This is a genomic window from Streptomyces sp. NPDC091281, assembly GCF_044757425.1.
Lineage (GTDB): Bacteria > Actinomycetota > Actinomycetes > Streptomycetales > Streptomycetaceae > Streptomyces.
In genome coordinates this window covers 434,754-455,706 of sequence record NZ_JBIVUY010000001.1, presented here as the reverse complement: position 1 = coordinate 455,706, position 20,953 = coordinate 434,754, and the positions used below count along the sequence as shown (strand labels likewise).

Below are 20,953 nucleotides of genomic sequence, written 5' to 3'. Positions count from 1 at the left end.
ATGACGACTCACGGGGGCTTCGAGCCCGTCTTCTGCACCGTCGTACCACCCCACGTCCTGGACCGGCTGGCGAGCAGTGAGAACCCGGCGCTGTCCGGGCCCGCCCGCCGCACCCTGGTCCGCGACAGCGAACTGCGCGGCCGGCGCCGGGTGACCACCGAGTTCCGGCTCGCCGCCGCGCCCGCCGCGAAGGCGCCGTCCGAGCAGCCGCTGCGCACGGTCTACGACGCCCGGCACGGCACCGACCTGCCCGGCACCGAGGTCCGCGGCGAGGGCGACGAGCCCGGCCAGGACGCGAGCGTCAACCGCGCGTACGCGGGACTCGGCGCGACCTTCGACCTCTTCCTGAAGGCGTACGGCCGTCACTCGATCGACGGCGACGGCCTGCCGCTGGACGCGACCGTCCACTACGACGAGGACTACAACAACGCGTTCTGGAACGGCGAGCAGATGGTGTTCGGCGACGGGGACGGCGAGATCTTCGTCGACTTCACCCAGTCCGTCGACGTCATCGGCCACGAACTGGCGCACGGCGTCACGCAGTACACCGCGAACCTGACCTACTACGGCCAGCCGGGCGCCCTCAACGAGTCGATGTCCGACGTGTTCGGCGCGCTCATCAAGCAGTACACACTCGGCCAGACCGCCACCGAGGCCGACTGGCTGATCGGCGCGGAACTCCTCGCCCCCGGCGTCACCGGCAGCGCCCTGCGCTCGATGAAGGCACCGGGCACGGCCTACGACGACGACGTCCTCGGCAAGGACCCGCAGCCCGCGACGATGGACGACTTCGTCCGCACCGGCCGCGACAACGGCGGCGTCCACATCAACTCCGGCATCCCCAACCACGCGTTCTACCTCGCCGCGACCGCCCTCGGCGGCTACGCCTGGGAGAAGGCCGGCCAGGTCTGGTACGACGTCCTCACCGGCGGCGAACTCGCCGAACGCGCCCTCTTCACCGACTTCGCCGCCCTCACCGTCAAGGCGGCCCGCACCCGCTTCGGCGACGGCACCGACGAGTTCCAGGCGGTGTCGAAGGCGTGGGAGCAGGTGGGGGTGCGGGTGCCGTAGCGGAGGCGGATTCCGGCGCGGCCGAGGATTCCGTCGCGCCCGGTGGTCAGGGGGCGGCGGCGAAGGCGGTGAGGAGGGTGTCCGTGCGGAGCCGCAGTTCGGCGGTGTCGGCTCCGGTGACGCGGACGGACACCTCCGCGCCGCCGACGGCCCGCGCGAGGGCGACGTCCACGGTGGCGTCGGCGCCGGCCAGGGGGTACGTGTACCAGCGGCCGGACGTCTCGTCGTCGGTGTCCTGGACGGCGGCCGCGACGGTCTCCCAGTCGAGGTCGCCGAAGGCGTATCCGCTGTAGCGGGACAGCAGTTCGAGAAAGACCCGCAGGTGTCGGTCCCAGATCCAGCCGGTGATCGGCTCGGCCACGCGTCCCCCTCGCCCTCCGCCGTGCCCGTGCGGGGACAGCATGGCAGACGGGACCCGCCGACCGGCCGCCGGGAGGGACCGTGCGGCCCGGCAAGGGTGCGGTCGGGGGCGATCCGTACTAGACCTGGGGCATGCGGATTCGAGTGCGGCGTACGGGTGGTTTCGCGGGGATCGAGCGGGTGGGGGAGGTGGACACGTCGGGGCGGGCGGACGCCGACGAGTGGTGCGCGCTCGCCACGCAGGCCGTGCACGGCGGCCGGGGCGCGCCTCCGGCCGGGGTGCCCGACGGGTTCAGCTACCAGATCACCGTGGACGGGACGACGGTCTACGCCGCCGATCCGACCCTCACCGGCGAGCAGCGCAGGCTGGTCTCCCGCGTCCTGAAAGAGGGCGCGTAACCCCCTTCTCACGTACGGGCGTTGACTTCCCTACCCGGGGGTACGGATGATCCCGCCCATGGCCACTGATGCGCGCGGGGCAGCCGTGCCCCTCCCCCGGTTCCCGGACGGCTTCCTGTGGGGCGTCTCGACCTCCGCCCACCAGATCGAGGGCGCCGCGGACACCCGCGCGCCCTCCGTCTGGGACGTCTTCACCGCCGAGCCGGGCCGGATCAAGGACGGCTCGACGGCCGCCGTGGCCTGCGACCACGTCCGCCGCTACGAGGAGGACGTGGCGCTCCTCGCCGACCTCGGCGTCGGCGCGTACCGCTTCTCGATCTCCTGGCCCCGCGTGAACTCCCCCGGCGGCCTCGACTTCTACGACCGCCTGGTGGACGCTCTGCTCGCCGCGGGCGTCCGCCCCGTCCCCACCCTCTTCCACTGGGACCTCCCCGCCGACCTGACCTGGCTGGACCGCGACACCGCGACCCGCTTCGCCGACCATGTGACGGCGGTGGCGGCCCGCCTCGGCGACCGCGTCACCAAGTGGATCACCCTCAACGAACCCGCCGAACACACGCTCCTCGGCCACGCGTTGGGCACCCACGCCCCCGGCAGCCGCCTCCTCTTCGACGCGCTCCCCGCCGCCCACCACCAACTCCTCGGCCACGGACTGGCGGTACAGGCCCTGCGCGCCACGGGCGCCGACGACATCGGCATCGCCAACTCCCACGGCCCGACCTGGCCCGCCTCCCAGGAACCCGCCGACCTGGAGGCCGCCGCCTTCTACGACCTCCTCCTCAACCGCCTGTTCGCCGAACCGGTCCTGCTCGGCGCCTACCCCGAGGGCCTCGGCGACCTCATGCCCTCCCCCGACATCGAGGCCGACCTCAAGCTCATCGGCGCCCCCCTCGACTGGTACGGCGTCAACTACTACGCCCCCACCCTTGTCGGCGCCCCCCAGGGCACCGAGATCGACTTCGGCGGCGTCCGCATGCCCGCCGAACTCCCCTTCTCCGTACGGGAGATCGAGGGCGTCCCGACGACCGACTTCGGCTGGCCGGTGATCCCGGCGGGCCTCACCGAACTCCTCACCACCTTCGCCTCCCGCTACGGCGACCGCCTCCCCCCGATCGTCATCACCGAGAACGGATGCAGCTACCCCGGCCTCGACGACCAGGACCGCATCACCTACCTCGACGGCCACGTCCGCGCCCTCCACGACGCGATCACCGCGGGCGTCGACGTCCGCGGCTACTTCGTCTGGTCCCTCCTCGACAACTTCGAGTGGGCGGAGGGCTTCGCGCGCCGATTCGGCCTGGTCCACGTCGACTTCACGACCCAGCGCCGGACCCCGAAGGCGTCGTACGCCTGGTACCGCGACCTCCTCACCCGCCCCCCGGCGGAGTGACCCCCGGCCCCGCCCCCTCCCCACCCACCTCGAACTCGCACCACACCACCTTGCCGGGGCTGCGCTCCCCCACGCCCCACTTGTCGGCCAGCACCGACACCAGCAGCAGCCCCCGCCCGCCCTCGTCCGGCTCCTCCTGCACCCGCGGCACCCCGCCCCCGCTGTCGTGCACCTCGACCCGGACGAGGTCCCGGTCGTACCGCAGCCGCAACCGCAGCCCGCGGCCCCTCGGCACCCCGTGCCGCACGGCGTTGGTGACCAACTCGCTCACGCAGAGCGACACATCGGCGCTCCGCGCCCACCCCGCCAACCCCCACCCCTCCAACGACTGGCGGGCGAACCGCCTGGCGGCAGGGACGGAACGGCTCGCGCGGCCGTAGAAGTGATCGCGCTCGGCGGGGAGATCAGTGGACTTATTCACGGCACGAGAGTCGCGCACCGTCACTACCCTTGTGCAGTACGTCATCCCGTACAGAGTTTTTGTACGGGGCCGTACGGGGTGGTGTGCGATTAAGTACGGGGAGTGCAGCAGACATGACGCCAACACGGAGGAAGAACCAGTCGGCCATGAAGATGCTCGGCCGTCAACTGGCCGCGGCACGCAGGGCGGCGGGTATGAGCCAACCCGAGTTCAGCGCGCGGGTGAGCATCAACCAGGAGACGCTTGCGTCGATCGAACAGGGTCGGCGCCCCCTGAAACTCGACACTGCCGAACGCTGCGACGAGGTGCTGGGTACGAAGGGAATGCTGGCGGCGGGAGTGATGAACCTCCCTGAGGTGGACCAGTTCCCGCTGTGGGCCGAGGAGTACATGGATCAGGAGAAGGTGGCCATTGCCTTGTCCTGGTACGACAACGCCGTCATCCCTGGCCTGCTCCAGACAGAGGCATACGCCCGCGCGGTGCTACAAAACCGCATTCCGGCGTACGACCCGGACAGCCTGGAGACGACGCTACGGCTGCGACTCGACCGCCAGGGGATCTTGCAGCGGAAGGACCCACCGACGCTCAGCTTCGTGGTGTGGGAGCCGGTTCTCGGACTTCGTATCGGCACCCCGCAGACCCGACAAGAGCAGGTGCGGTATCTGCGCGAAGTGACCGAACTGCCTTGCGTATCACTGCAAGTGCTGCCTTTGGCGAGCCCACTTCACGCAGGGCTTAACGGCCCCTTCACACTCATCGAAACCCCAGATCACCAGCACCTCGCCTATACGGAATCGCAACGCGGCAGCCAGTGGGTCTCCGACCCGGAAGAGGTGTCTCGACTGGCTCGCAAGTATGCGATGCTGCGGACACAGGCCCTGACGACTCAGGACTCGGTGGGCCTGCTCGACCGCCTACTAGGAGAGCAATGAGCACGGAAGCGCTTCAGTGGTTCAAGTCGACCCACAGCGGCGATGAAGGCGGCCAGTGCCTGGAAGTGGCCGTCTCCTGGACGAAGTCGAGCTACAGCAGCGACGAGGGCGGCCAGTGCATCGAGGTGGCCGCCTGCCCCGACTCCATCCACATCCGCGACTCCAAACAACAACCCGCCCCCCACACTCCCACCCTGAACGTCACCCCGGCGAGCTGGGCGACGTTCACGGACTCCCTCAGGTAGTCGCAGAGCAGCCCACTACCGCACTGCTAGGAGAGACATGAGCACTACTGCACTCCGCTGGTTCAAGTCGACCCACAGCAGCGACGAAGGCGATGCCTGCCTCGAAGTGGCCGTCTCCTGGAAGAAGTCGAGCCACAGCAGCAGCGAGGGCGGCGCCTGCGTCGAGGTGGCCACCTGCCCCGACTCCATCCACATCCGCGACTCCAAACAACAGCCCACCCCTCACGCCCCCACCCTGAACGTCACCCCGGCGAGCTGGGCGACGTTCACGGACTCCCTCAAGTAGGGCCTCAACTCCCCTTGGGCGCGGCGCGGTCGAGGGCGCGGGCGATGATGTCGGCGATGAACGCGGAATCCACCGCTCTGCCCTCGTAGCTCGCGCGGACGAGGACCGCGCCCGCCAGCATGGCGAGCACCGGCTCGACGTCGTCGGGCCGGAGATGTGCGGTGAGGACGCCCCGCAGATCGACCGTCGCCGTCTCGTACAGCTGGTCCCGCAGCCCGCGCGCGCCCTCGTCGTGGGCGGCGCGTTCGATGACGCCCGCCATCAGCCGGTCGTAGCGGCCCTCGGAGAGGGTGAGCGCCAGACGGCTCAGCGCGTCGTGCAGGTCCTGGCGCAGGTCGCCGCTGGTCGGCGGGTGGGGGGCGTCGGCGCAGATCTGGGCGATCGCGTCGCGCATGAGGTCGACGGAGGTCGGCCAGTGCGCGTAGATCGTCGCTTTGGAGTACCCGGCGCGACGGGCGACCTCGGCGTGCGTGGTCGCGCCCCAGCCCTCCTCCAGCAGGGACGTCGCGCTCGCACGGATGACGTCACGCCGCGTGCGGGCCACACGCGGGTCCTCGGCCTCGCCGGACACCTTTGCCATGCCGACAGGATACCCCTCCTGACAACCGCGACCACTACTGAACTAGTCGTACAGTAGTGTGCGGGCAGCCTGGTAAAAGAAACCTGGTCCATGACTCGTGAGGGGCTCCGCCATGACGTCCGACAGCGTGCCGTCCACCCAGCAAGCGATCGTGCAGCACCGCTACGGAGCGGCGCGCGACGTCCTCGGGACGGCGGAGACACCGGTCCGGGCGCCCGGCCCGGAGGAGGTGCAGGTGCAGGTCAGGGCGGCCGGGGTGAACCCGATCGACTGGCAGATGATCGAGGGGAACCGGCGCCTCATCAGCCGCCGGAGGTTCCCGTTCACGCCGCTGTTCGACCTGGCGGGTGTCGTCACGGCCGTCGGGGAGGGCGTCACCGGGTTCCGGGTCGGCGACCGGGTGCACGCGGACAACGAGATCGACGGCGGCGGAGGGGCGGAGTACGTCACCGTACGGACGGGGCTCCTCGCGCCCGTACCGGACGGACTGGACTTCGCGGCGGCCGCCGCGCTGCCGCTGGCCGGGCAGACCGCACTGACCTGCCTGGACCGGGGCGGGGTCACGGCGGGCAGCAGGGTGGCGGTGATCGGGGCATCGGGCGGGGTCGGACACCTCGCCGTGCAGATGGCGCACGCGGCCGGGGCGTACGTGGTGGGCGTGGCGAGCGGCCGCAACGGCGACTTCGTACGGTCGTTGGGGGCGGACGAGATCATGGACCGCACCGAGACGGTCCTGTCGTCGGCGTACGGCGCGGACGCCTTCGACGTGGTGATCGACTGCGTGGGCGGCCGGGACCAGTGGGTGCAGGCGCGGCGGGTCCTGCGGCCGGGCGGCCGGTTCGTGACGATCGCCCGCGACGAGGACGGCGAGGTCACCGTCGCGTCGGCGGCCCGCCTCGTCACCACCATCACCGCCCGCAGACTCCGCGGCGCGGGCACCCGCGGCACCAAGTACGTCCCCGTCTTCCTCAAGTCCTCCGCCCCCCTCCTCCACCGCGTGAACACCCTCACCACCGAAGGCCACGTCCGCGCCCACATCTCCCGCACCTTCCCCCTCACCCTGGGGGGCGTGAACACGGCGATCGAGGAGAGCCGCGCGGGGCGCGTCATCGGGAAGCTGGTGCTTCAGCGGTAAGCACCTCCCCCGCCCCGCCGTCCTCGCTCGATAGATTGATGACCATGTCACGCAGGGTGCGACGCCTCACCATCAGCGGCTACAAGTCGATCGACCGGGCCGAACTGGACCTCAGCCCGGTCACCGTCCTCGTCGGCCCCAACGGCGCGGGCAAGACCAACTTCATCGAAGCCGTCGAACTCCTCGGCCGGATCGCCGACGGCGAACTGGGCATGGAGGTCGGACTGCGCGGCGGCGCCGTGGCCCTGCTGCACGACGTGGCAAAGGGATCGGCCGGCCTCGGCCTGCGGGTGGAGGCCACCGACAGCGGCCACGTGATCGCCTACGAGGCGACCCTCGTCCCCTCGCACCGGGGAGAGCTGGTCTTCGGCCGTGAGGCGGTCGAGTCGTACACCGAGGCGGGCGACGAACAGCCGCTGGTACGGGAGATCGGGCGGGGCCACAGCGAGTCCAGGCTCGGCCGGATCGCGGACGACGAACCGGCCGATGCAGCCGAGCCGTCCGAAGCGGCCGAAGCCGCAGAAGTGGCGGAGGTGGCCCGTCACACCCGGGAGACCCTGCGCGGCTGCCGCGTCTACCACTTCCACGACACGACCCCCGGCGCCCCCGTGAAGCAGCCGGGCTACGCCTCCGACACGGAGGTCCTGCACCCCGACGCCCGCAACCTCGCCGCGTTCCTGCGGCGCCTGGGCGAGGAAGATCCCGCGGCGTACGAGCAGATCGTGCGCACGGTCCGTTCCGTCGCGCCCTTCTTCCGCGCGTTCGTCCTCACCGAGGACGCGGCGGGCCGCGTACAGCTCCGGTGGAAGCAGGTCGGCTCCGACACCGTGTTCCCGGCCGACGCCCTGTCCGACGGCACACTGCGCTTCATCTGCCTGGCCGTCCTCCTGCTCCAGCCGCGACCGCCCGCGCTGCTCGTCCTCGACGAACCCGAACTGGGCCTGCACCCCTTCGCGCTCACCGTGCTGGCGGAACTGTTCCGGTCCGCGTCCACCCACAGCCAGATCCTCGCCGCCACACAGTCCGTCACCCTCCTCGACCAGTTCGGGCTCGACGAACTCGTCGTCGCGGAACGCGAGGACGGCTCGACCAGGCTGCGCCGCCCCGACCCCGAGGAACTGGCGGCCTGGCTCGACAGCTACTCGCTGGGCGACCTGTGGCTGAAGAACCTGCTGGGCGGTCGGCCCCGGCCCGAGCGGGAACGGTGAGGTCAAAGCGATGCGTCAGGTGCACGTCCTGGTGGAGGGCGCGACGGAAGAACGGCTGGTGCAGCAGGTCCTCCAGCGGGACCTGACCGCGAACGGCGTCTGGGTCACCCCGGTCACGCTCAAGACCCGCCGGGCCGCCGGGCGCCCGCACGACAAGGGCGGGGTGAGCAGGTGGCCCAAGATCGAGCACGACATCCGGGCGCTCCTGCGGAACTCGGCCGTCGACACGGTGACCACCCTGCTCGACCTGTACGGGCTTCCTTCCGACACGCCGGGTCTGGCCGACGCCCCGACCGGTGACCCCTACGCCCGCGTCACCCACGTCGAGGAGGCGATGGCGCGGACCGTCGACGACCCGCGGTTCCTGCCGTTCCTCGCCCTCCACGAGACGGAGGCGTGGGTACTCGCCGCGGCGGACGAGCTGGCCGAACTCGTCGGCTCACCGAAGCTGGCCGACGTACTGGGCTCCCAGGTCACCGCGGCGGGCGGCGCCGAACGCGTCAACGACGGTCCGGACACCGCCCCCTCGAAACGCGTCCTGCGCGCCCACCCCGCCTACCACAAGGTCGTGGACGGCCCCGACGCCATCGAACTCCTCGGCCTGACCGCCCTCCGCGCCACCTGCCCCCACCTCCACGACTGGCTGACCCGCCTGGAATCCGGGGCGCCCGGCGGTGGCCGGGCCCGCGCCGTCTGAGGGCGGGGCCCGGCACACCTCCGGGGAAGGGGTGAGGCCCTACTTCAGATGCCGGGTGAAGAACCGGGCCGCCGTGTCCCCCGCGTGCTCCGGGACGCCGGTGTGGCCGCCCATGTTGGCGTGCAGGGTCTTCTCGTGGCTGCCGAAGGCGTCGAAGAGGTCCAGGGACGCCTGGCGGTCGTTGCCCTCGTCGTCCCACTGGAGCAGGACGTGCAGCGGGACGGTCACGGTACGGGCCTCTTCGAGGATCGTCCGGGGCACGAGGCTGCCCGCGAACAGGACGGCGGCCCTGACACGGGGTTCGACCGCCGCGAGACGGACGCCCACCGAGATCACCCCGCCCGAGTAGCCGACCGGGCCGCCGATCCCCGGCAGCGCGAGGAGGGCGTCCAGCGCCGCCCGCCACTCCGGTACGGCCGCGTCGACCAACGGCAGGACGAGGGCGTCGACGGTCTCGTCATCGACCCGCTCCCCCGCCCGCATCGCCCGCCGCAACTCGGCACGGGCCTGCTCGGCGCCGGGGAGCGGCGGCCGGTCCCCGGCACCCGGCAACTCGATCGTGGCCGCGGCGAAGCCGTCCGCGACGGCACTGCGGGCCCGCGCCGCCAGGCGCGGGTACATCGCGCGGAGGCCGAGGGGCGGGTGGCCGAGGAGGATGAGGGGCGCGGGGGTGGCGGGGGCGGCATCGGACGTGGGCGTCCAGAGGATGCCCGGGATGCCCGAGGCACCGGGGACTTCGGAGGGGTCGGCGGGGCCGGAGGTGTCGGCGGGGCCGAGGGTGAAGGTGCGTTCCAGGACGGTCTCGTCGAGACGGTCCTCGGAGGTGAACCGCAAAGCCGGGTTCTGCATGGTGGTCGTGCCTTTCGGAAGCACAGCGGAACAGTGCTCCCGGACGACGACCTATCGCCCGACCGTGACCCCTGAGGAGAGCACCCACGTCGAATCAACGTTCACGGGTACCACCTCCTCGGTCAGCTGCACGGCCTCCGGCAAGTTAGCAGGGAGGGCGTGACCCGCCAAACGGATTTTCTAGAGGGGGGGGTGGGCAAGCGCCGGGCGGGGCGTGGGGCGGCGGTTGCGTCTGGGTGGGGGCTGCTCGGGCGGGCCTCGGGGTCCGGGGCAGGGCCGCCTCGGGGTCCGGGGCAGGGCCCCGTGGCGGGGCGGCTTGGCCTACCGAGACGGGCGGGTGGGTGGGCAAGCGCCCTGCGGGGCGTGACCCCACGGTCACGGAGAAACGCCCCCCGGCCGACCCCCCGCTCAGAACCCCAACTTCCGCAACTGCTTCGGGTCCCGCTGCCAGTCCTTCGCGACCTTGACGTGCAGGTCGAGGAAGACGGGCGTACCGAGGAGCGCCTCGATCTGCTTGCGGGACTTGATGCCGACGTCCTTGAGGCGGCGTCCCTTGGGGCCGATGATGATGCCCTTCTGGCTGGGCCGCTCGATGTAGATGTTGGCGTGGATGTCGAGGAGGGGCTTCTCCGCGGGCCGGTCCTCGCGGGGCAGCATCTCCTCGACGACGACGGCGATGGAGTGCGGCAGTTCGTCCCGTACGCCTTCGAGCGCCGCCTCGCGGATCAGCTCGGCGACCATGACCTGCTCGGGTTCGTCGGTGAGGTCGCCCTCGGGGTAGAGCGCGGGGCCTTCGGGGAGGAGGGGGACGAGGAGGTCGGCGAGGAGTTCGACCTGCTGGTCGCCGACGGCGGACACGGGGACGATCTCCGCCCACTCGATGCCCAGTTCCCGGCCGAGCTGGTCGATGGCGATGAGCTGCTCGGCCAGTTCCTTCGACTCGACCAGGTCGGTCTTGGTGACGATCGCGACCTTCGGGGTCCGCTTGATCCCGGCCAGTTCCTTGGCGATGAACCGGTCACCGGGGCCCAGCTTCTCGTTGGCGGGGAGGCAGAAGCCGACGACGTCGACCTCGGCCCAGGTGGCCCGTACGACGTCGTTGAGGCGTTCGCCGAGCAGCGTGCGCGGCTTGTGCAGTCCGGGGGTGTCGACGAGGATCAGCTGCGCCTCGGGCCGGTGCACGATGCCGCGCACGGTGTGCCGGGTCGTCTGGGGCCGGTTGGAGGTGATCGCCACCTTCTTCCCGACGAGAGCGTTCGTGAGGGTGGACTTGCCCGCGTTGGGGCGGCCCACGAAACAGGCGAAACCGGCCCGGTGGGCTGCCTCGGCCGACTGGTCGGATGACTGGGTACGCACGCTCATGCCGCCCATTCTCCCTGATCCCCGAGGCCGCGCCGCACAGCCGTTCACAAGCCCCCGTCCGGCTCCGCACCCGGCACCCCCTCGGGCCGCCCGTCCCGCCCGGCCCGCCGTATCCGCGTCCCCACCCACACCCCCGCGCCCAGCGCCACGACCAGCGCGCCCGCGACCAGCCACGGCAGGGCGAAGAAGGAGGCGCTCGCGGACTCGCGGGTGTCGCGCGCGCTCGCCGTGAGCGTCACGTCGCCCCAGTCCAGCTGGGGCGCGTCCCGCCAGCGCTCGGTGAGGCGGACCCGCTGGCCGGGCAGCAGCTCGGCGGGCACCTTCGTCAGCTCGCGGGAGAGCAGGGTCCGGCCGAACAGTCCGCGCGCCCGCAGCTCGACCCGCGGGTCGAGGGTGACGTTGCCGGTGTTGCGCAGGGTGTAGGAGATCGTCGTCGTGCTGTCGCCGAGGCCGGGGACGAGGGGGCGGTGCGGGTCGAGGCGTACGTTCTCGACGGCGAGCCCGGTGAGGGCCGGGCCGCCGACCTGGAGGTAGACGCGGGCGCCGACCGCGCGGCGGACACCGAGCGCGACGGGGCCGCCGTCCGCTTTCTCCACCCGTTCGTCGACGGCGACGATCGCGCCGGGGTGGTCGCCCGGCTCGGCGTCGGCGGGCACCCGCACGGTGAAGGGGACCGTGACCGACCGGCCGCCCGGCACGGTGACCCGGTCCCGTGCCGGTTCCGCCCACGCGCCGACGCCCTGCATCCGCTCGCCGGGCGACCGGACGGCGAAGCCGCCGTCGCGGGCGGTGTTGTAGGCGTCGGCCGCGTAGAGCCGGAAGGTGAGGGGGGTGTCCGTCTTGTTGGCGACGACGACCCGGTCCGTGAGGGTCTGACCCGGGTCGGCGGAGACGTAGAAGTACGGCCGTGCGGAGACGGCCGACGCGACGGGGTACACGGACCAGCTGCCGTTGTCGGCGGCTCGGGCCGGAGCGGAGGCCAGGAGCAGCGGAACGAGCACGAACAGCGGCACGAGCAGGAGCAGGGGCACGAGCAGGAGCAGGGGCACGAGCGGGGGAGCCGGAGGGGCGGGGAGGCGGACGGCGTACGGCTTGCGCATGGGTGCGGACCCCTCACACAGCGGACGACGAGGTGGGACGGGGGCGAGACCGGGCAGGACGGGGCCGGACGGGGGGCGGGGTGGTCGGGCGGGGTGGTCGGGCGGGTGCGGACCGCCGTACGGCGGGCGCCCGGCCACCGGGGCCCGGAATCAGGTGAGCGTCAACGTCAGCACCCCGGAGTAGCTCCCCGGCGGGGTGAACGCCGGTACGTCGAGCGACAGCCGGGCGTCCGCGGTGAACTCGCCGCCGGTGCGCGCCGCGTCCGGTGCGGAGGCCAGGGTCGCCCCCGCGCTGCCGACCGCCCCGGCCGAACCGGCCTGGCAGGTGCTCGGGCTGCCCGGTGCGGTGGCACACGCGGGCGTCCAACTCAGTTTGCCCGCCGGGATGGTGGCGCCGGGACCGGTGAAGTCGGTGACCTTGCCGGTGAGGGACCAGCCCGCGGGCCCGCCGCGGAAGTCCTTCACGGTCACCGTGTGCAGCGCCCCGGTCGAGGCCCCGCCGGTGCCGTAGTCCACGGCCGACAGGCTGACCGTGTCCCCGGCCTGGGTCATCGACAGGGTGCCCGCCTTGACGGTCGTCGTCAGCTTCTGGCTGCCGTCCGGTACGGGCGTGTCGTCGAGGACGACGTACGCGACGGGCCCGGCGCCCTTGTCCGGGGACCACGCGGCGCCCTCGTACGCCACCACACCGCTCGTGGCGCGGTCGTTCACGGTGAGCGGCCCGCTGAAGTTCCCCTGGGCGTCGGCGGTGACGGTCGCCCGGTCGGCGGTCTGGGTGCCGCCGGACCGGCCGGCCAGGGTGACGGTCGCGCCCGGTGTGAAGTCGCTGCCGCTGACGGTGACCGCCGCCCCCGGCGCACCGGACGCCGAACTCAGGGTGATGGCACGGGTGTTGGCGGGCGGGTTGTCGGCCGCCGTGACCGTCTCCGACACGGGGGCGGGCGGATCGGTCACCGTGCACGGGGTGTCGAGTTCGAGGATGTAGCTGGTGTGGATGGTGTAGTCGCCGGGCGAGAGGGTGATCGCGCCGGGCGCGGTGACCGTGAAGGTGCCGGTCATCGAGAACGACGGGAAGGTGCCCCGGCCGGGCACGGGCGGGTTCTTCTTCGGCCCGGCGACCGTGACGCTGCCGGTCTGCGCCCCACCGAGGGTGACCTTGCCGGTCGGCGTCATGATGTCGGCGGGCAGCGCGATGTCGGTGGGGTTGCTCGCGGCGGGTTTCACCACCGTGTACGTCACGGTGACGGTGTCCCCGACGCGCGGGCTGGTCGTGTTCACCGTGATCCTGCCGGTGGTGGTGCCGTCGATGGGCGGGATGCCCGCGATGGGCGGCGGAACGCAGTGCGTGGGGAAGTCCACGTCCCCGGCCGCCGCGGCGGAGGCGGGCGCGGTGAGCGCACCGCCCGCGGTGACCGCGAGCACGGCGGCGCCGAGGAGCGCGAGTCGGCGCCGTCCGCGGCTACTTCGGGATCTCTGTGATCTCTGGGGTGTCTGGGGTTTCTGGGGTTTCTGGCCCATGGGTGCCCTCTCCTGGAGGATGCGGGCGCAGCGGCTCTTCTGCGCCGACAGGGGGCATTGAGGGGCGCGTCGCGCGAGAAGTCAATGGACGGGCGCCCATGAGCTGATGAGCCGTCAGTTCTGTGCGTGTGCGCGAGGACTGACGGCTCATCGGGGGCTGGGGTGGCGGCGTCCGTCAGTCGAAGACGAACGGTCCCGGCGCCTGCGGCGCGGTCGCCGTACAGGTGATGGGGATGCCGAAGACGGTCATCTTCAGCGACCCGCCGTACGCGTCGAGGGTGTCGCCGGAGGCCACCGTGCCGTCGAGCGGGCCGACGGTGACGGAGGCCCCGGCGGGGGTCGCCGGGTTCCGGGTGCCGGAGAAGACGACGGTGCCGCCGCCGGACTTCGTGAGGGTGAGGGTGGAGGTGATCGAGTCCTGGCCGAGCGCGAGCGGTGTGGTGATCGCGGTGGCCGTGAGGGTGAGGGTGGCGGCGGTGCCGTTCTGGGTGGCGGTGAGCGTGGCCTGCCCGCCGCCGAAGAAGCCGCAACTGGCGGTGATGGTCGCCGACTGCGGGGTGACGGCGGCGGCGGACGGCGCGAACGCCAGCCCGCAGACCGCGAGGCCTCCGGCCAGCAGGGCCGCACCCGTGGTGAATCGCTTGCCTCTCATGGGAGTCCGTTCCCTTCCCGTGTCCGGGAATCCATGGGGGATGGAGGGGAGAGGTCCGTACGGCGGACGGTCGCCCCCCGGGAGCGGGCGGGTGCGGTCAACCACCCCCGGAGGACAGACATCTGACGGTCCGTCGGAACCTTCTACGGTCTCATTGATGCGTCAGCCGACCGGCGGCGGCAAGGGTGAATTCCGGACTACTCCGCCGCCCCCGACACCCCCGCCGAACCCGCCGGCTCCCCCGCGCGGACGGTCGCGCGGACCGTCCCGTCCGGCGCGGCCAGCAGGACGGGCGTCCCCGGCCCGCCCAGATCCCGTACGGCCGCGAGGTCCGCGGCGTCCGCCGTCTCCGCCGCGCCGACCACCGCCGCCGCCTCCAGCGAGGTCGCCCCCGACGCCACCGCCATCGCCACCGCCGTGCGCAGCGCGCTCAGCTCCAGGGAGGGCAGGGCGACGGTGCCCGCCACGTACGTACGGCCCATGTCGTCCCGTACGGCCGCGCCCTCGGGCACGCCGTTGCGGGCCCGCGCGGAACGGGCCAGGGTGACGATCTTGCGGTCCTCGGGGTCGAGCGCGCTGCTGTCGGTCATGCCCCGAGCATACGGAGGCACCGCCGACCGGGCGGACGCCAGTGCCGCCGACCGGGCGGACGGCGGCTCAGGGGCGGTCGAGGCGGAGCCGTACCGCGCGCGGCAGACCGGCGACGACCAGGTCGTACGAGTCCTCGACCAGCTCCCGCAGCAGCTCCGCCGGGAGCCCGCCGCCGTCACCGCCCGCACCGCCGTCACCGTCCTCGCCCCCGCCGGCCGTCACCGTGTTCCAGTGCCGTTTGTTCATGTGGTAGCCGGGGACGATCAGGCCGGGGTGCTCGGCGCGCAGCCGGACCGCGTCCTCGGGGTCGCACTTGAGGTTGACGGTCAGCGGCCGGGTGTCCAGCTCGGTGAGGGCGAACATCTTGCCCGCGGGCGTCCCCGTGGCCGACCCGCCGACCTTGAAGACCGAGGCCCGCGGGTTGAAGGGGAACTCCTCCGTCACCGCGTTGAACGACAGGCACAGGGCGCGCAGTTCTTCCGGACTCACGTCGACACCTCCAGGGCGGGGTTCACGCGGGCTGTTCGTCCTCCGCGGGCTGCTTCACCGGCTCCACCAGCACCGTCACGATCTTGTTCCGGCGTCCGGCGGCGGCCTCCGCGGTCAGCCGCAGCTCACGGCCGTCGGGGAGTTCCACCGTCGAGGAGGCCCCGGCGATCGGGACCCGGCCGAGGGCCTTGGCGAGGAGGCCGCCGACGGTCTCCACGTCCTCGTCGTCGTACTCCTCCAGGCCGTACAGCTCGCCCAGGTCGGTGATGTCGAGGCGGGCGGTGACCCGGTGGCGGTCGTCACCCAGCTCCTCCACGGGCGGGAGTTCCCGGTCGTACTCGTCGGTGATCTCGCCGACGATCTCCTCCAGGATGTCCTCGATGGTGACGATGCCCGCCGTGCCGCCGTACTCGTCGATGACGACCGCGACGTGGTTGCGTTCCTGCTGCATCTCGCGCAGCAGGTCGCCCGCGTTCTTCGTGTCGGGCACGAACGCGGCCGGGCGCATCGCCGTCGACACCAGGTCGCTCTCCGCGTCCCGGCTGATGTGCGTCTTGCGGACCAGGTCCTTCAGATACACGATGCCGACGATGTCGTCCTCGCTCTCCCCCGTGACCGGTATCCGCGAGAAACCGGAGCGCAGGGCGAGGGTGAGGGCCTGGCGGATCGTCTTGTACCGCTCGATGACGACGAGGTCGGTGCGCGGCACCATCACCTCCCGCACCAGCGTGTCGCCCAGCTCGAAGACGGAGTGCACCATACGGCGCTCCTCGTCCTCGATCAGCGACTCCTTCTCCGCGAGGTCGACCAGCGCGCGCAGCTCCGCCTCGGAGGCGAACGGGCCGCGCCGGAAGCCCTTGCCGGGGGTGAGCGCGTTGCCGATGAGGATCAGCAGCGACGGGATCGGGCCCATGATCCGGGCCAGCGGCAGCAGGACGTACGCGGCGGCCGTCGCCGTGTTCAGCGGGTGCTGGCGGCCGATGGTGCGCGGGGAGACGCCGACCGCGACGTACGACACGAGGACCATGACGCCGATGGCGGCGAGCAGGGCGGCGGCGGTGCCGTCGATGGCGTGCAGGCAGCCGTAGGTGACGAGGGCGGCGGCGGCCATCTCGCAGGCGACGCGGACCAGCAGCGCCACGTTGAGGTAGCGGGTGGGGTCGGCGGCGATCTGGGCGAGCTTGGCGCTGCCGCGGCGGCCGGAACGGACGGCCTCCTCGGCGCGGAAGCTGGAGACGCGCGCGAGGCCCGCCTCGGCGCAGGCGGCGAGCCAGGCCACGACGACGAGGGCGATCGCGCCGAGGATCAGGGGGAGGCTCATGACACGGTCGGGGCCGGGGAGGGGCCGGTGAGGCCCTTCTCCGCGCGCCAGCCGTCGACGATGGCGGCCTGGAGGCCGAACATCTCGGCCTTCTCGTCCGCCTCCTCGTGGTCGTAGCCGAGGAGGTGCAGCACGCCGTGGACGGTGAGCAGTTGCAGCTCCTCGTCCATGGAGTGCCGCGTCGGGGCCTCCTCGCCCTGCCGCTTCGCGACCTCGGGGCAGAGCACGATGTCGCCGAGGAGGCCCTGCGGGGGCTCGTCGTCGTCCTTCGACGGCGGACGCAGCTCGTCCATCGGGAAGGACATGACGTCCGTCGGCCCCGGCAGGTCCATCCACTGGATGTGGAGCTGTTCCATGGCGTCGTCGTCCACGACGATCACCGAGAGCTCGGAGAGCGGGTGGATGCGCATCCGCGCGAGCGCGTAGCGGGCGATGTCGAGGATCGCCTGCTCGTCGACCTCGGTTCCGGACTCGTTGTTGACGTCGATCGACATGGTGGTGCTCGGTCTACTTCCCCTTGGGCCCGGACTTCCCCCGGCCGCCCTTGTGGGTGCCGTTCTCGGTGCCGTGCTGGTCGTCGTACTTCTCGTACGCGTCGACGATACGGCCCACCAGCTTGTGCCGTACGACGTCCTGGGACGTCAGCCGCGAGAAGTGCACGTCCTCCACCCCGTCCAGGATGTCCTGCACCTGCCGCAGCCCCGACTTGGTCCCGCTCGGCAGGTCGACCTGCGTCACGTCACCGGTGATGACGATCTTCGACTCGAACCCGAGCCGCGTGAGGAACATCTTCATCTGCTCGGGGCTCGTGTTCTGCGCCTCGTCCAGGATGATGAACGCGTCATTGAGCGTGCGGCCACGCATATATGCCAGCGGGGCGACCTCGATCGTGCCCGCTGCCATGAGGCGGGGGATGGAGTCGGGGTCGAGCATGTCGTGGAGGGCGTCGTAGAGGGGGCGGAGGTAGGGGTCGATCTTCTCGTAGAGGGTGCCGGGGAGGAAGCCGAGGCGTTCGCCGGCCTCCACCGCGGGGCGGGTCAGGATGATGCGGTTGACCTGCTTGGACTGGAGGGCCTGGACCGCCTTGGCCATGGCCAGGTAGGTCTTGCCGGTGCCCGCGGGGCCGATGCCGAAGACGATCGTGTGCTTGTCGATCGCGTCGACGTACCGCTTCTGGTTCAGGGTCTTGGGGCGGATCGTGCGGCCGCGCGAGGACAGGATGTTCTGCGTCAGTACCTCGGCCGGGGTCTCCCGGCCGTCGCTGGTCCCGTTCTCACTCGCCCGCAGCATCGCGATCGAGCGTTCCACTGCGTCCTCCGTCATCGGCTGTCCGGTGCGGAGCACCAGCATCATCTCGTCGAACACGCGCTGGATCATGGCGACTTCCCGCGGATCGCCGACCGCGCTGATCTCATTGCCCCGGACGTGGATGTCGGCCGCCGGGAAAGCCGTCTCGATCACGCGCAGGAGGGAGTCGCCGGAACCCAGCACGGTCACCATGGGGTGCTGGGCGGGAACGGTGAACTGTGCTCTCGCCTTGCCCTGCGCGGGCGTGTGAGCTGTCGGTGTCTGAGTCATAGGCCGGCCCGAAAGCCTCTACGTCCTCCCGGGTACGTCGCGCCTGCCCCAAGGGCGGCCTGGCGTTTTCCAGAGTACGCCAGGGGGCTGACAACGCCGTAGGACTTTTCGGCGACGCCTACGGGCGCCGGGGCGGGCCGCGCGGGACGCCGGGGCGGGCCGTACAGGGGGCCGGGGCGGGGCGCGGGCGGGGTCACGCGGAGCGGCCGAAACCGATCGTGGGGACGGCGCGGCGGCGCGGCCAGGGGGCGGTGTCGCGGGGGTCGCGGGCGGGGAGGAGCGCGGTGAGGAAGGCGTAGCGGTCGAGGGCCTCGGGCGACTGGTCGGCGACCGAGTGGACCTGGTGCCACCAGGCGGCGATCTCCGACCAGCCGGGCGCGGAGAGCGAGCCGCCGAACTCCTGGACGGAGAGCGCGGCGGTCAGCCCGGCGAAGGCGAGCCGGTCGGCGAGCGGCCAGCCCGCGAGGGTCCCGGTGACGAACCCGGCGACGAAGACGTCCCCGGCGCCGGTCGGGTCGAGGGCCTCCACGGCGATGGCGGGGACCTCGGCGGTCTCCCCTGTGCGCCGGTCGACCGCGTACGCGCCGTCGGCGCCGAGGGTGACGACCGCGAGCGGGACGTGGTCGGTGAGGGCGTGGGCGGCGGCGCGCGGGGTGGCGGCGCCGGTGTAGCGCATGGCCTCCTCGGCGTTCGGCAGGAAGGCCTCGCAGTGCCGCAGGTCGGTGAGTCCGGCGAGGTCCCAGGCGCCGGTGTCGTCCCAGCCGACGTCGGCGAAGACGCGGGTGCCGCGACCGGCGGCCTGCGCGATCCAGGGGGCGCCGGTGCCGGGGGTGAGGGAGGCGACGGCGGCGCGGGCGTGCGGCGGGGAGGCGGGGGCGGTCTCCTCGGGGGGCGGTTCGTGGCCGTGGGAGACCATGGTGCGTTCGCCCTCGTACGCCATGGAGACGGTGACCGGGGAGTGCCAGCCGGGGACCGTGCGGGAGGCGGTGAGGTCGATGCCCTCGCCCTGTTCGAGGGTGTCCCAGCAGTACTCGCCGTAGTGGTCGTCGCCGAAGGCGGCCGCGAGGGAGGTGCGCAGGCCGAGGCGGGCGAGGGCGGCGGCCATGTTGGCGATGCCGCCGGGGCTCGATCCCATGCCCCGCGCCCAGGACTCGGTGCCGCGCACGGGGGCGGAGTCGAGGCCGGTGAAGATGATGTCGAGGAAGACGGTGCCGGTCAGATAGACGTCCCAGGGCGGGTCCCCGGGGGCGCGCCGCGCGCTCAGCGGGTCGACGTGGGCGGCCGTGGGGCGGGCCTGGCGGTGGTGTCCCTCTCCGGTGGACGCGGTGGACGCGATCACGGTGCGCTCCCTGACGTGGTACGGATCTCGCCAGTGTGCACCACGGGAGGGGCGGGGGCGGGGAGCGCGGACGACGGGGGCCGGGGGGCGGGGTGGCCGCCGGGAGGCGGGGTGACGGCGTGCCGGGGTGGCCGCTACCAGCGGGGGACCGTCGGGGTCGTCCAGGCGGGGTCGGTCGCGCGCATCGCCGCCGCGTCGTCGCGGTCGCGGAGGGTGCCGTCGTCGTCGAGCCAGCGGCGGTGCAGGCGGGCGAGGCGTTCGGGGTCGAGGGTGACGCCGAGGCCGGGGGCGTCGGGGACTCTGACACGGCCCCCCTCGATGGGGACGCGGGCGGTGAGGACGTCCTCGGTCTGCCAGGGGTAGTGGGTGTCGCAGGCGTGCCGGAGGCCGGGGACGGTGGCGGCGACGTGGGTCATCGCGGTGAGCGAGATGCCGAGGTGGGTGTTGGAGTGCATGGAGATCGCGACCCCGAACGTGCGGCACAGGGCGGCCAGTTGGAGGGTGTTGCGCAGTCCGCCCCAGTAGTGATGGTCGGAGAGGACGACCTGCACGGCGCCGGTGGTGAACGCCTCCGGGACCTCCTGGAACGTCGTCACGCACATGTTGGTGGCGAGCGGCACCCCGGTCCGCTCGGCGACCTCGGCCATGGCGGGCGTGCCGAGCGCGGGGTCCTCCAGGTACTCCAGCACGTCGCCGAGTTCGCGGGCCACCGCCACCGAGGTCTCCACCGACCAGGCGCCGTTGGGGTCGAGCCGCAGGGGCCGCCCGGGGAACGCCGCGGCGAGGGCGCGGACCGCCACGACCTCCTGCTCCGGCGGGAACACGCCGCCCTTGAGCTTGTACGAGGTGAAGCCGTACCGCTCGGTGAGCAGGCGGGCCTGGGTGACGATCCCGGCCGGGTCGAGGGCGGCGCCCCAGTCGTCCTTCTCGGCGGGCACCCCGTCGGGGTGGTCGGCCCACCGGTAGAAGAGGTACGCGCTGTAGTCGACGGCGTCGCGCACCTTGCCGCCGAGCAGGGCGTGCACGGGCAGGCCGAGGGTCTTGCCGAGGGCGTCGAGGCAGGCGACCTCGAAGGCGGAGACGACGGACAGGCGGAGCTTGTCGGCGGTCCGGACGCCGCGCAGTCCGCCGCCGTCGACGCGGGCGGAGACCCGGGCGGCGTCGACGGCGACCTCGTCCGCGAGGGTGAACAGCCCATTCAGGTCGCTGACCGACCGGCCGCGCAGCCGCTCGGCGAAGGGGCGGGCCAGTTCCAGGTAGGTGGTGTCGCCGTACGTCTCCCCGACGCCGGTGACCCCGTCGGCCGTCTCCACCTCCACGACCAAGCGCGGGGTGTACGGCTGGTGGACGCCCTGGGTGTTGAGCAGGGGCGGGTCCGCGACCAGGACCGGGGTGAGCCGGACGTCGGCGACGGTGAGGTTCACGGGCGG

Annotated in this window: 24 protein-coding genes; 9 read left to right on the top strand and 15 right to left on the bottom strand. The window is 72.4% G+C overall.

Going from position 1 to position 20,953, the window contains the following annotated elements:
- Positions 1–1,071 carry a M4 family metallopeptidase gene (locus ACIQPQ_RS01965; protein WP_383767359.1) on the top strand — a complete coding sequence of 357 codons (1,071 nt, stop codon included), beginning with the start codon at positions 1–3 and terminating at the stop codon, positions 1,069–1,071.
- Between the two features lie 46 nt (positions 1,072–1,117).
- On the opposite strand, the gene ACIQPQ_RS01960 is transcribed toward ACIQPQ_RS01965, so the two are convergent.
- A complete protein-coding gene (locus tag ACIQPQ_RS01960; protein WP_383767362.1) occupies positions 1,118–1,432 on the bottom strand; it encodes a hypothetical protein in 315 nt (104 codons plus the stop codon).
- A 131-nt stretch (positions 1,433–1,563) separates the two neighbouring features.
- Between ACIQPQ_RS01960 and ACIQPQ_RS01955 the strand changes: the two genes are divergently transcribed.
- Positions 1,564–1,830 carry a protealysin inhibitor emfourin gene (locus tag ACIQPQ_RS01955; protein WP_401298446.1) on the top strand — a complete coding sequence of 89 codons (267 nt, stop codon included), beginning with the start codon at positions 1,564–1,566 and terminating at the stop codon, positions 1,828–1,830.
- Between the two features lie 58 nt (positions 1,831–1,888).
- Positions 1,889–3,220 (top strand): GH1 family beta-glucosidase, encoded by a 1,332-nt coding sequence (locus tag ACIQPQ_RS01950; RefSeq protein WP_401298443.1) that lies wholly within the window; start codon positions 1,889–1,891, stop codon positions 3,218–3,220.
- Here the strand turns inward: ACIQPQ_RS01950 and ACIQPQ_RS01945 are convergent.
- Positions 3,198–3,686 (bottom strand): ATP-binding protein, encoded by a 489-nt coding sequence (locus tag ACIQPQ_RS01945; RefSeq protein WP_401298440.1) that lies wholly within the window; start codon positions 3,684–3,686, stop codon positions 3,198–3,200. The two genes, ACIQPQ_RS01950 and ACIQPQ_RS01945, sit on opposite strands and share 23 nt — an antisense overlap.
- A 101-nt stretch (positions 3,687–3,787) precedes the next feature.
- Here ACIQPQ_RS01945 and ACIQPQ_RS01940 point away from each other — a divergent pair, with 101 nt between their 5' ends.
- The 3 genes from ACIQPQ_RS01940 to ACIQPQ_RS01930 are packed head-to-tail and all read left to right on the top strand — an operon-like array spanning position 3,788 to position 5,104.
- Positions 3,788–4,573, top strand: a complete 786-nt coding sequence (locus ACIQPQ_RS01940) for a Scr1 family TA system antitoxin-like transcriptional regulator (RefSeq protein ID WP_401298437.1) — start codon at positions 3,788–3,790, stop codon at positions 4,571–4,573.
- Positions 4,570–4,818: a DUF397 domain-containing protein gene (locus ACIQPQ_RS01935; RefSeq protein ID WP_401298434.1), complete on the top strand. Its 249-nt coding sequence runs from the start codon at positions 4,570–4,572 to the stop codon at positions 4,816–4,818. Before ACIQPQ_RS01940 ends, ACIQPQ_RS01935 begins: the two co-directional genes overlap by 4 nt.
- A gap of 37 nt (positions 4,819–4,855) precedes the next feature.
- Entirely contained in the window at positions 4,856–5,104 is a 249-nt protein-coding gene (locus ACIQPQ_RS01930) for a DUF397 domain-containing protein (protein ID WP_401298431.1), read from the top strand.
- A 4-nt stretch (positions 5,105–5,108) separates the two neighbouring features.
- Here the strand turns inward: ACIQPQ_RS01930 and ACIQPQ_RS01925 are convergent, their stop codons facing one another.
- On the bottom strand, positions 5,109–5,684 hold the full coding sequence (locus ACIQPQ_RS01925; protein WP_401298428.1) for a TetR/AcrR family transcriptional regulator: 576 nt from the start codon (positions 5,682–5,684) through the stop codon (positions 5,109–5,111).
- Between the two features lie 112 nt (positions 5,685–5,796).
- On the opposite strand from ACIQPQ_RS01925, the gene ACIQPQ_RS01920 reads away from it, so the two are divergent.
- The 3 genes from ACIQPQ_RS01920 to ACIQPQ_RS01910 are packed head-to-tail and all read left to right on the top strand — an operon-like array spanning position 5,797 to position 8,724.
- Complete coding sequence (locus ACIQPQ_RS01920) at positions 5,797–6,819, top strand: NAD(P)-dependent alcohol dehydrogenase (protein ID WP_401298425.1); 1,023 nt, start codon at positions 5,797–5,799, stop codon at positions 6,817–6,819.
- A 44-nt stretch (positions 6,820–6,863) separates the two neighbouring features.
- Complete coding sequence (locus ACIQPQ_RS01915) at positions 6,864–8,027, top strand: AAA family ATPase (protein ID WP_401298423.1); 1,164 nt, start codon at positions 6,864–6,866, stop codon at positions 8,025–8,027.
- 10 nt (positions 8,028–8,037) lie between these two features.
- Positions 8,038–8,724 carry a DUF4276 family protein gene (locus ACIQPQ_RS01910; RefSeq protein WP_401298420.1) on the top strand — a complete coding sequence of 229 codons (687 nt, stop codon included), beginning with the start codon at positions 8,038–8,040 and terminating at the stop codon, positions 8,722–8,724.
- Between the two features lie 39 nt (positions 8,725–8,763).
- Here the strand turns inward: ACIQPQ_RS01910 and ACIQPQ_RS01905 are convergent, their stop codons facing one another.
- The 12 genes from ACIQPQ_RS01905 to ACIQPQ_RS01850 form a co-directional block, all read right to left on the bottom strand.
- Entirely contained in the window at positions 8,764–9,558 is a 795-nt protein-coding gene (locus ACIQPQ_RS01905) for an alpha/beta hydrolase (protein WP_401299572.1), read from the bottom strand.
- A gap of 423 nt (positions 9,559–9,981) precedes the next feature.
- The gene (era, locus tag ACIQPQ_RS01900; protein WP_383767394.1) at positions 9,982–10,935 is read right to left on the bottom strand and encodes a GTPase Era; all 954 of its coding nucleotides are present in this window, start codon (positions 10,933–10,935) and stop codon (positions 9,982–9,984) included.
- A 44-nt stretch (positions 10,936–10,979) separates the two neighbouring features.
- Entirely contained in the window at positions 10,980–12,035 is a 1,056-nt protein-coding gene (locus tag ACIQPQ_RS01895; protein ID WP_401298417.1) for a WxL protein peptidoglycan domain-containing protein, read from the bottom strand.
- Between the two features lie 150 nt (positions 12,036–12,185).
- Positions 12,186–13,553 carry a beta-xylosidase gene (locus tag ACIQPQ_RS01890; RefSeq protein ID WP_401298414.1) on the bottom strand — a complete coding sequence of 456 codons (1,368 nt, stop codon included), beginning with the start codon at positions 13,551–13,553 and terminating at the stop codon, positions 12,186–12,188.
- Between the two features lie 175 nt (positions 13,554–13,728).
- Positions 13,729–14,205, bottom strand: a complete 477-nt coding sequence (locus ACIQPQ_RS01885; RefSeq protein ID WP_401298411.1) for a hypothetical protein — start codon at positions 14,203–14,205, stop codon at positions 13,729–13,731.
- A 197-nt stretch (positions 14,206–14,402) separates the two neighbouring features.
- Positions 14,403–14,795: a cytidine deaminase gene (locus ACIQPQ_RS01880; RefSeq protein ID WP_401298409.1), complete on the bottom strand. Its 393-nt coding sequence runs from the start codon at positions 14,793–14,795 to the stop codon at positions 14,403–14,405.
- Positions 14,796–14,862: 67 nt separating this feature from the next.
- Positions 14,863–15,285 carry an MmcQ/YjbR family DNA-binding protein gene (locus ACIQPQ_RS01875; protein ID WP_401298406.1) on the bottom strand — a complete coding sequence of 141 codons (423 nt, stop codon included), beginning with the start codon at positions 15,283–15,285 and terminating at the stop codon, positions 14,863–14,865.
- Between the two features lie 22 nt (positions 15,286–15,307).
- On the bottom strand, positions 15,308–16,606 hold the full coding sequence (locus ACIQPQ_RS01870; protein WP_401298404.1) for a hemolysin family protein: 1,299 nt from the start codon (positions 16,604–16,606) through the stop codon (positions 15,308–15,310).
- Complete coding sequence (gene ybeY / locus ACIQPQ_RS01865; protein ID WP_383767404.1) at positions 16,603–17,100, bottom strand: rRNA maturation RNase YbeY; 498 nt, start codon at positions 17,098–17,100, stop codon at positions 16,603–16,605. Before ybeY ends, ACIQPQ_RS01870 begins: the two co-directional genes overlap by 4 nt.
- A gap of 13 nt (positions 17,101–17,113) precedes the next feature.
- A complete protein-coding gene (locus ACIQPQ_RS01860) occupies positions 17,114–18,184 on the bottom strand; it encodes a PhoH family protein (protein WP_401298402.1) in 1,071 nt (356 codons plus the stop codon).
- Positions 18,185–18,377: 193 nt separating this feature from the next.
- Positions 18,378–19,523: a carbohydrate kinase family protein gene (locus ACIQPQ_RS01855; RefSeq protein WP_401298399.1), complete on the bottom strand. Its 1,146-nt coding sequence runs from the start codon at positions 19,521–19,523 to the stop codon at positions 18,378–18,380.
- Between the two features lie 134 nt (positions 19,524–19,657).
- Entirely contained in the window at positions 19,658–20,947 is a 1,290-nt protein-coding gene (locus tag ACIQPQ_RS01850; protein ID WP_401298396.1) for a glucarate dehydratase family protein, read from the bottom strand.
- Positions 20,948–20,953: the final 6 nt, after the last annotated feature.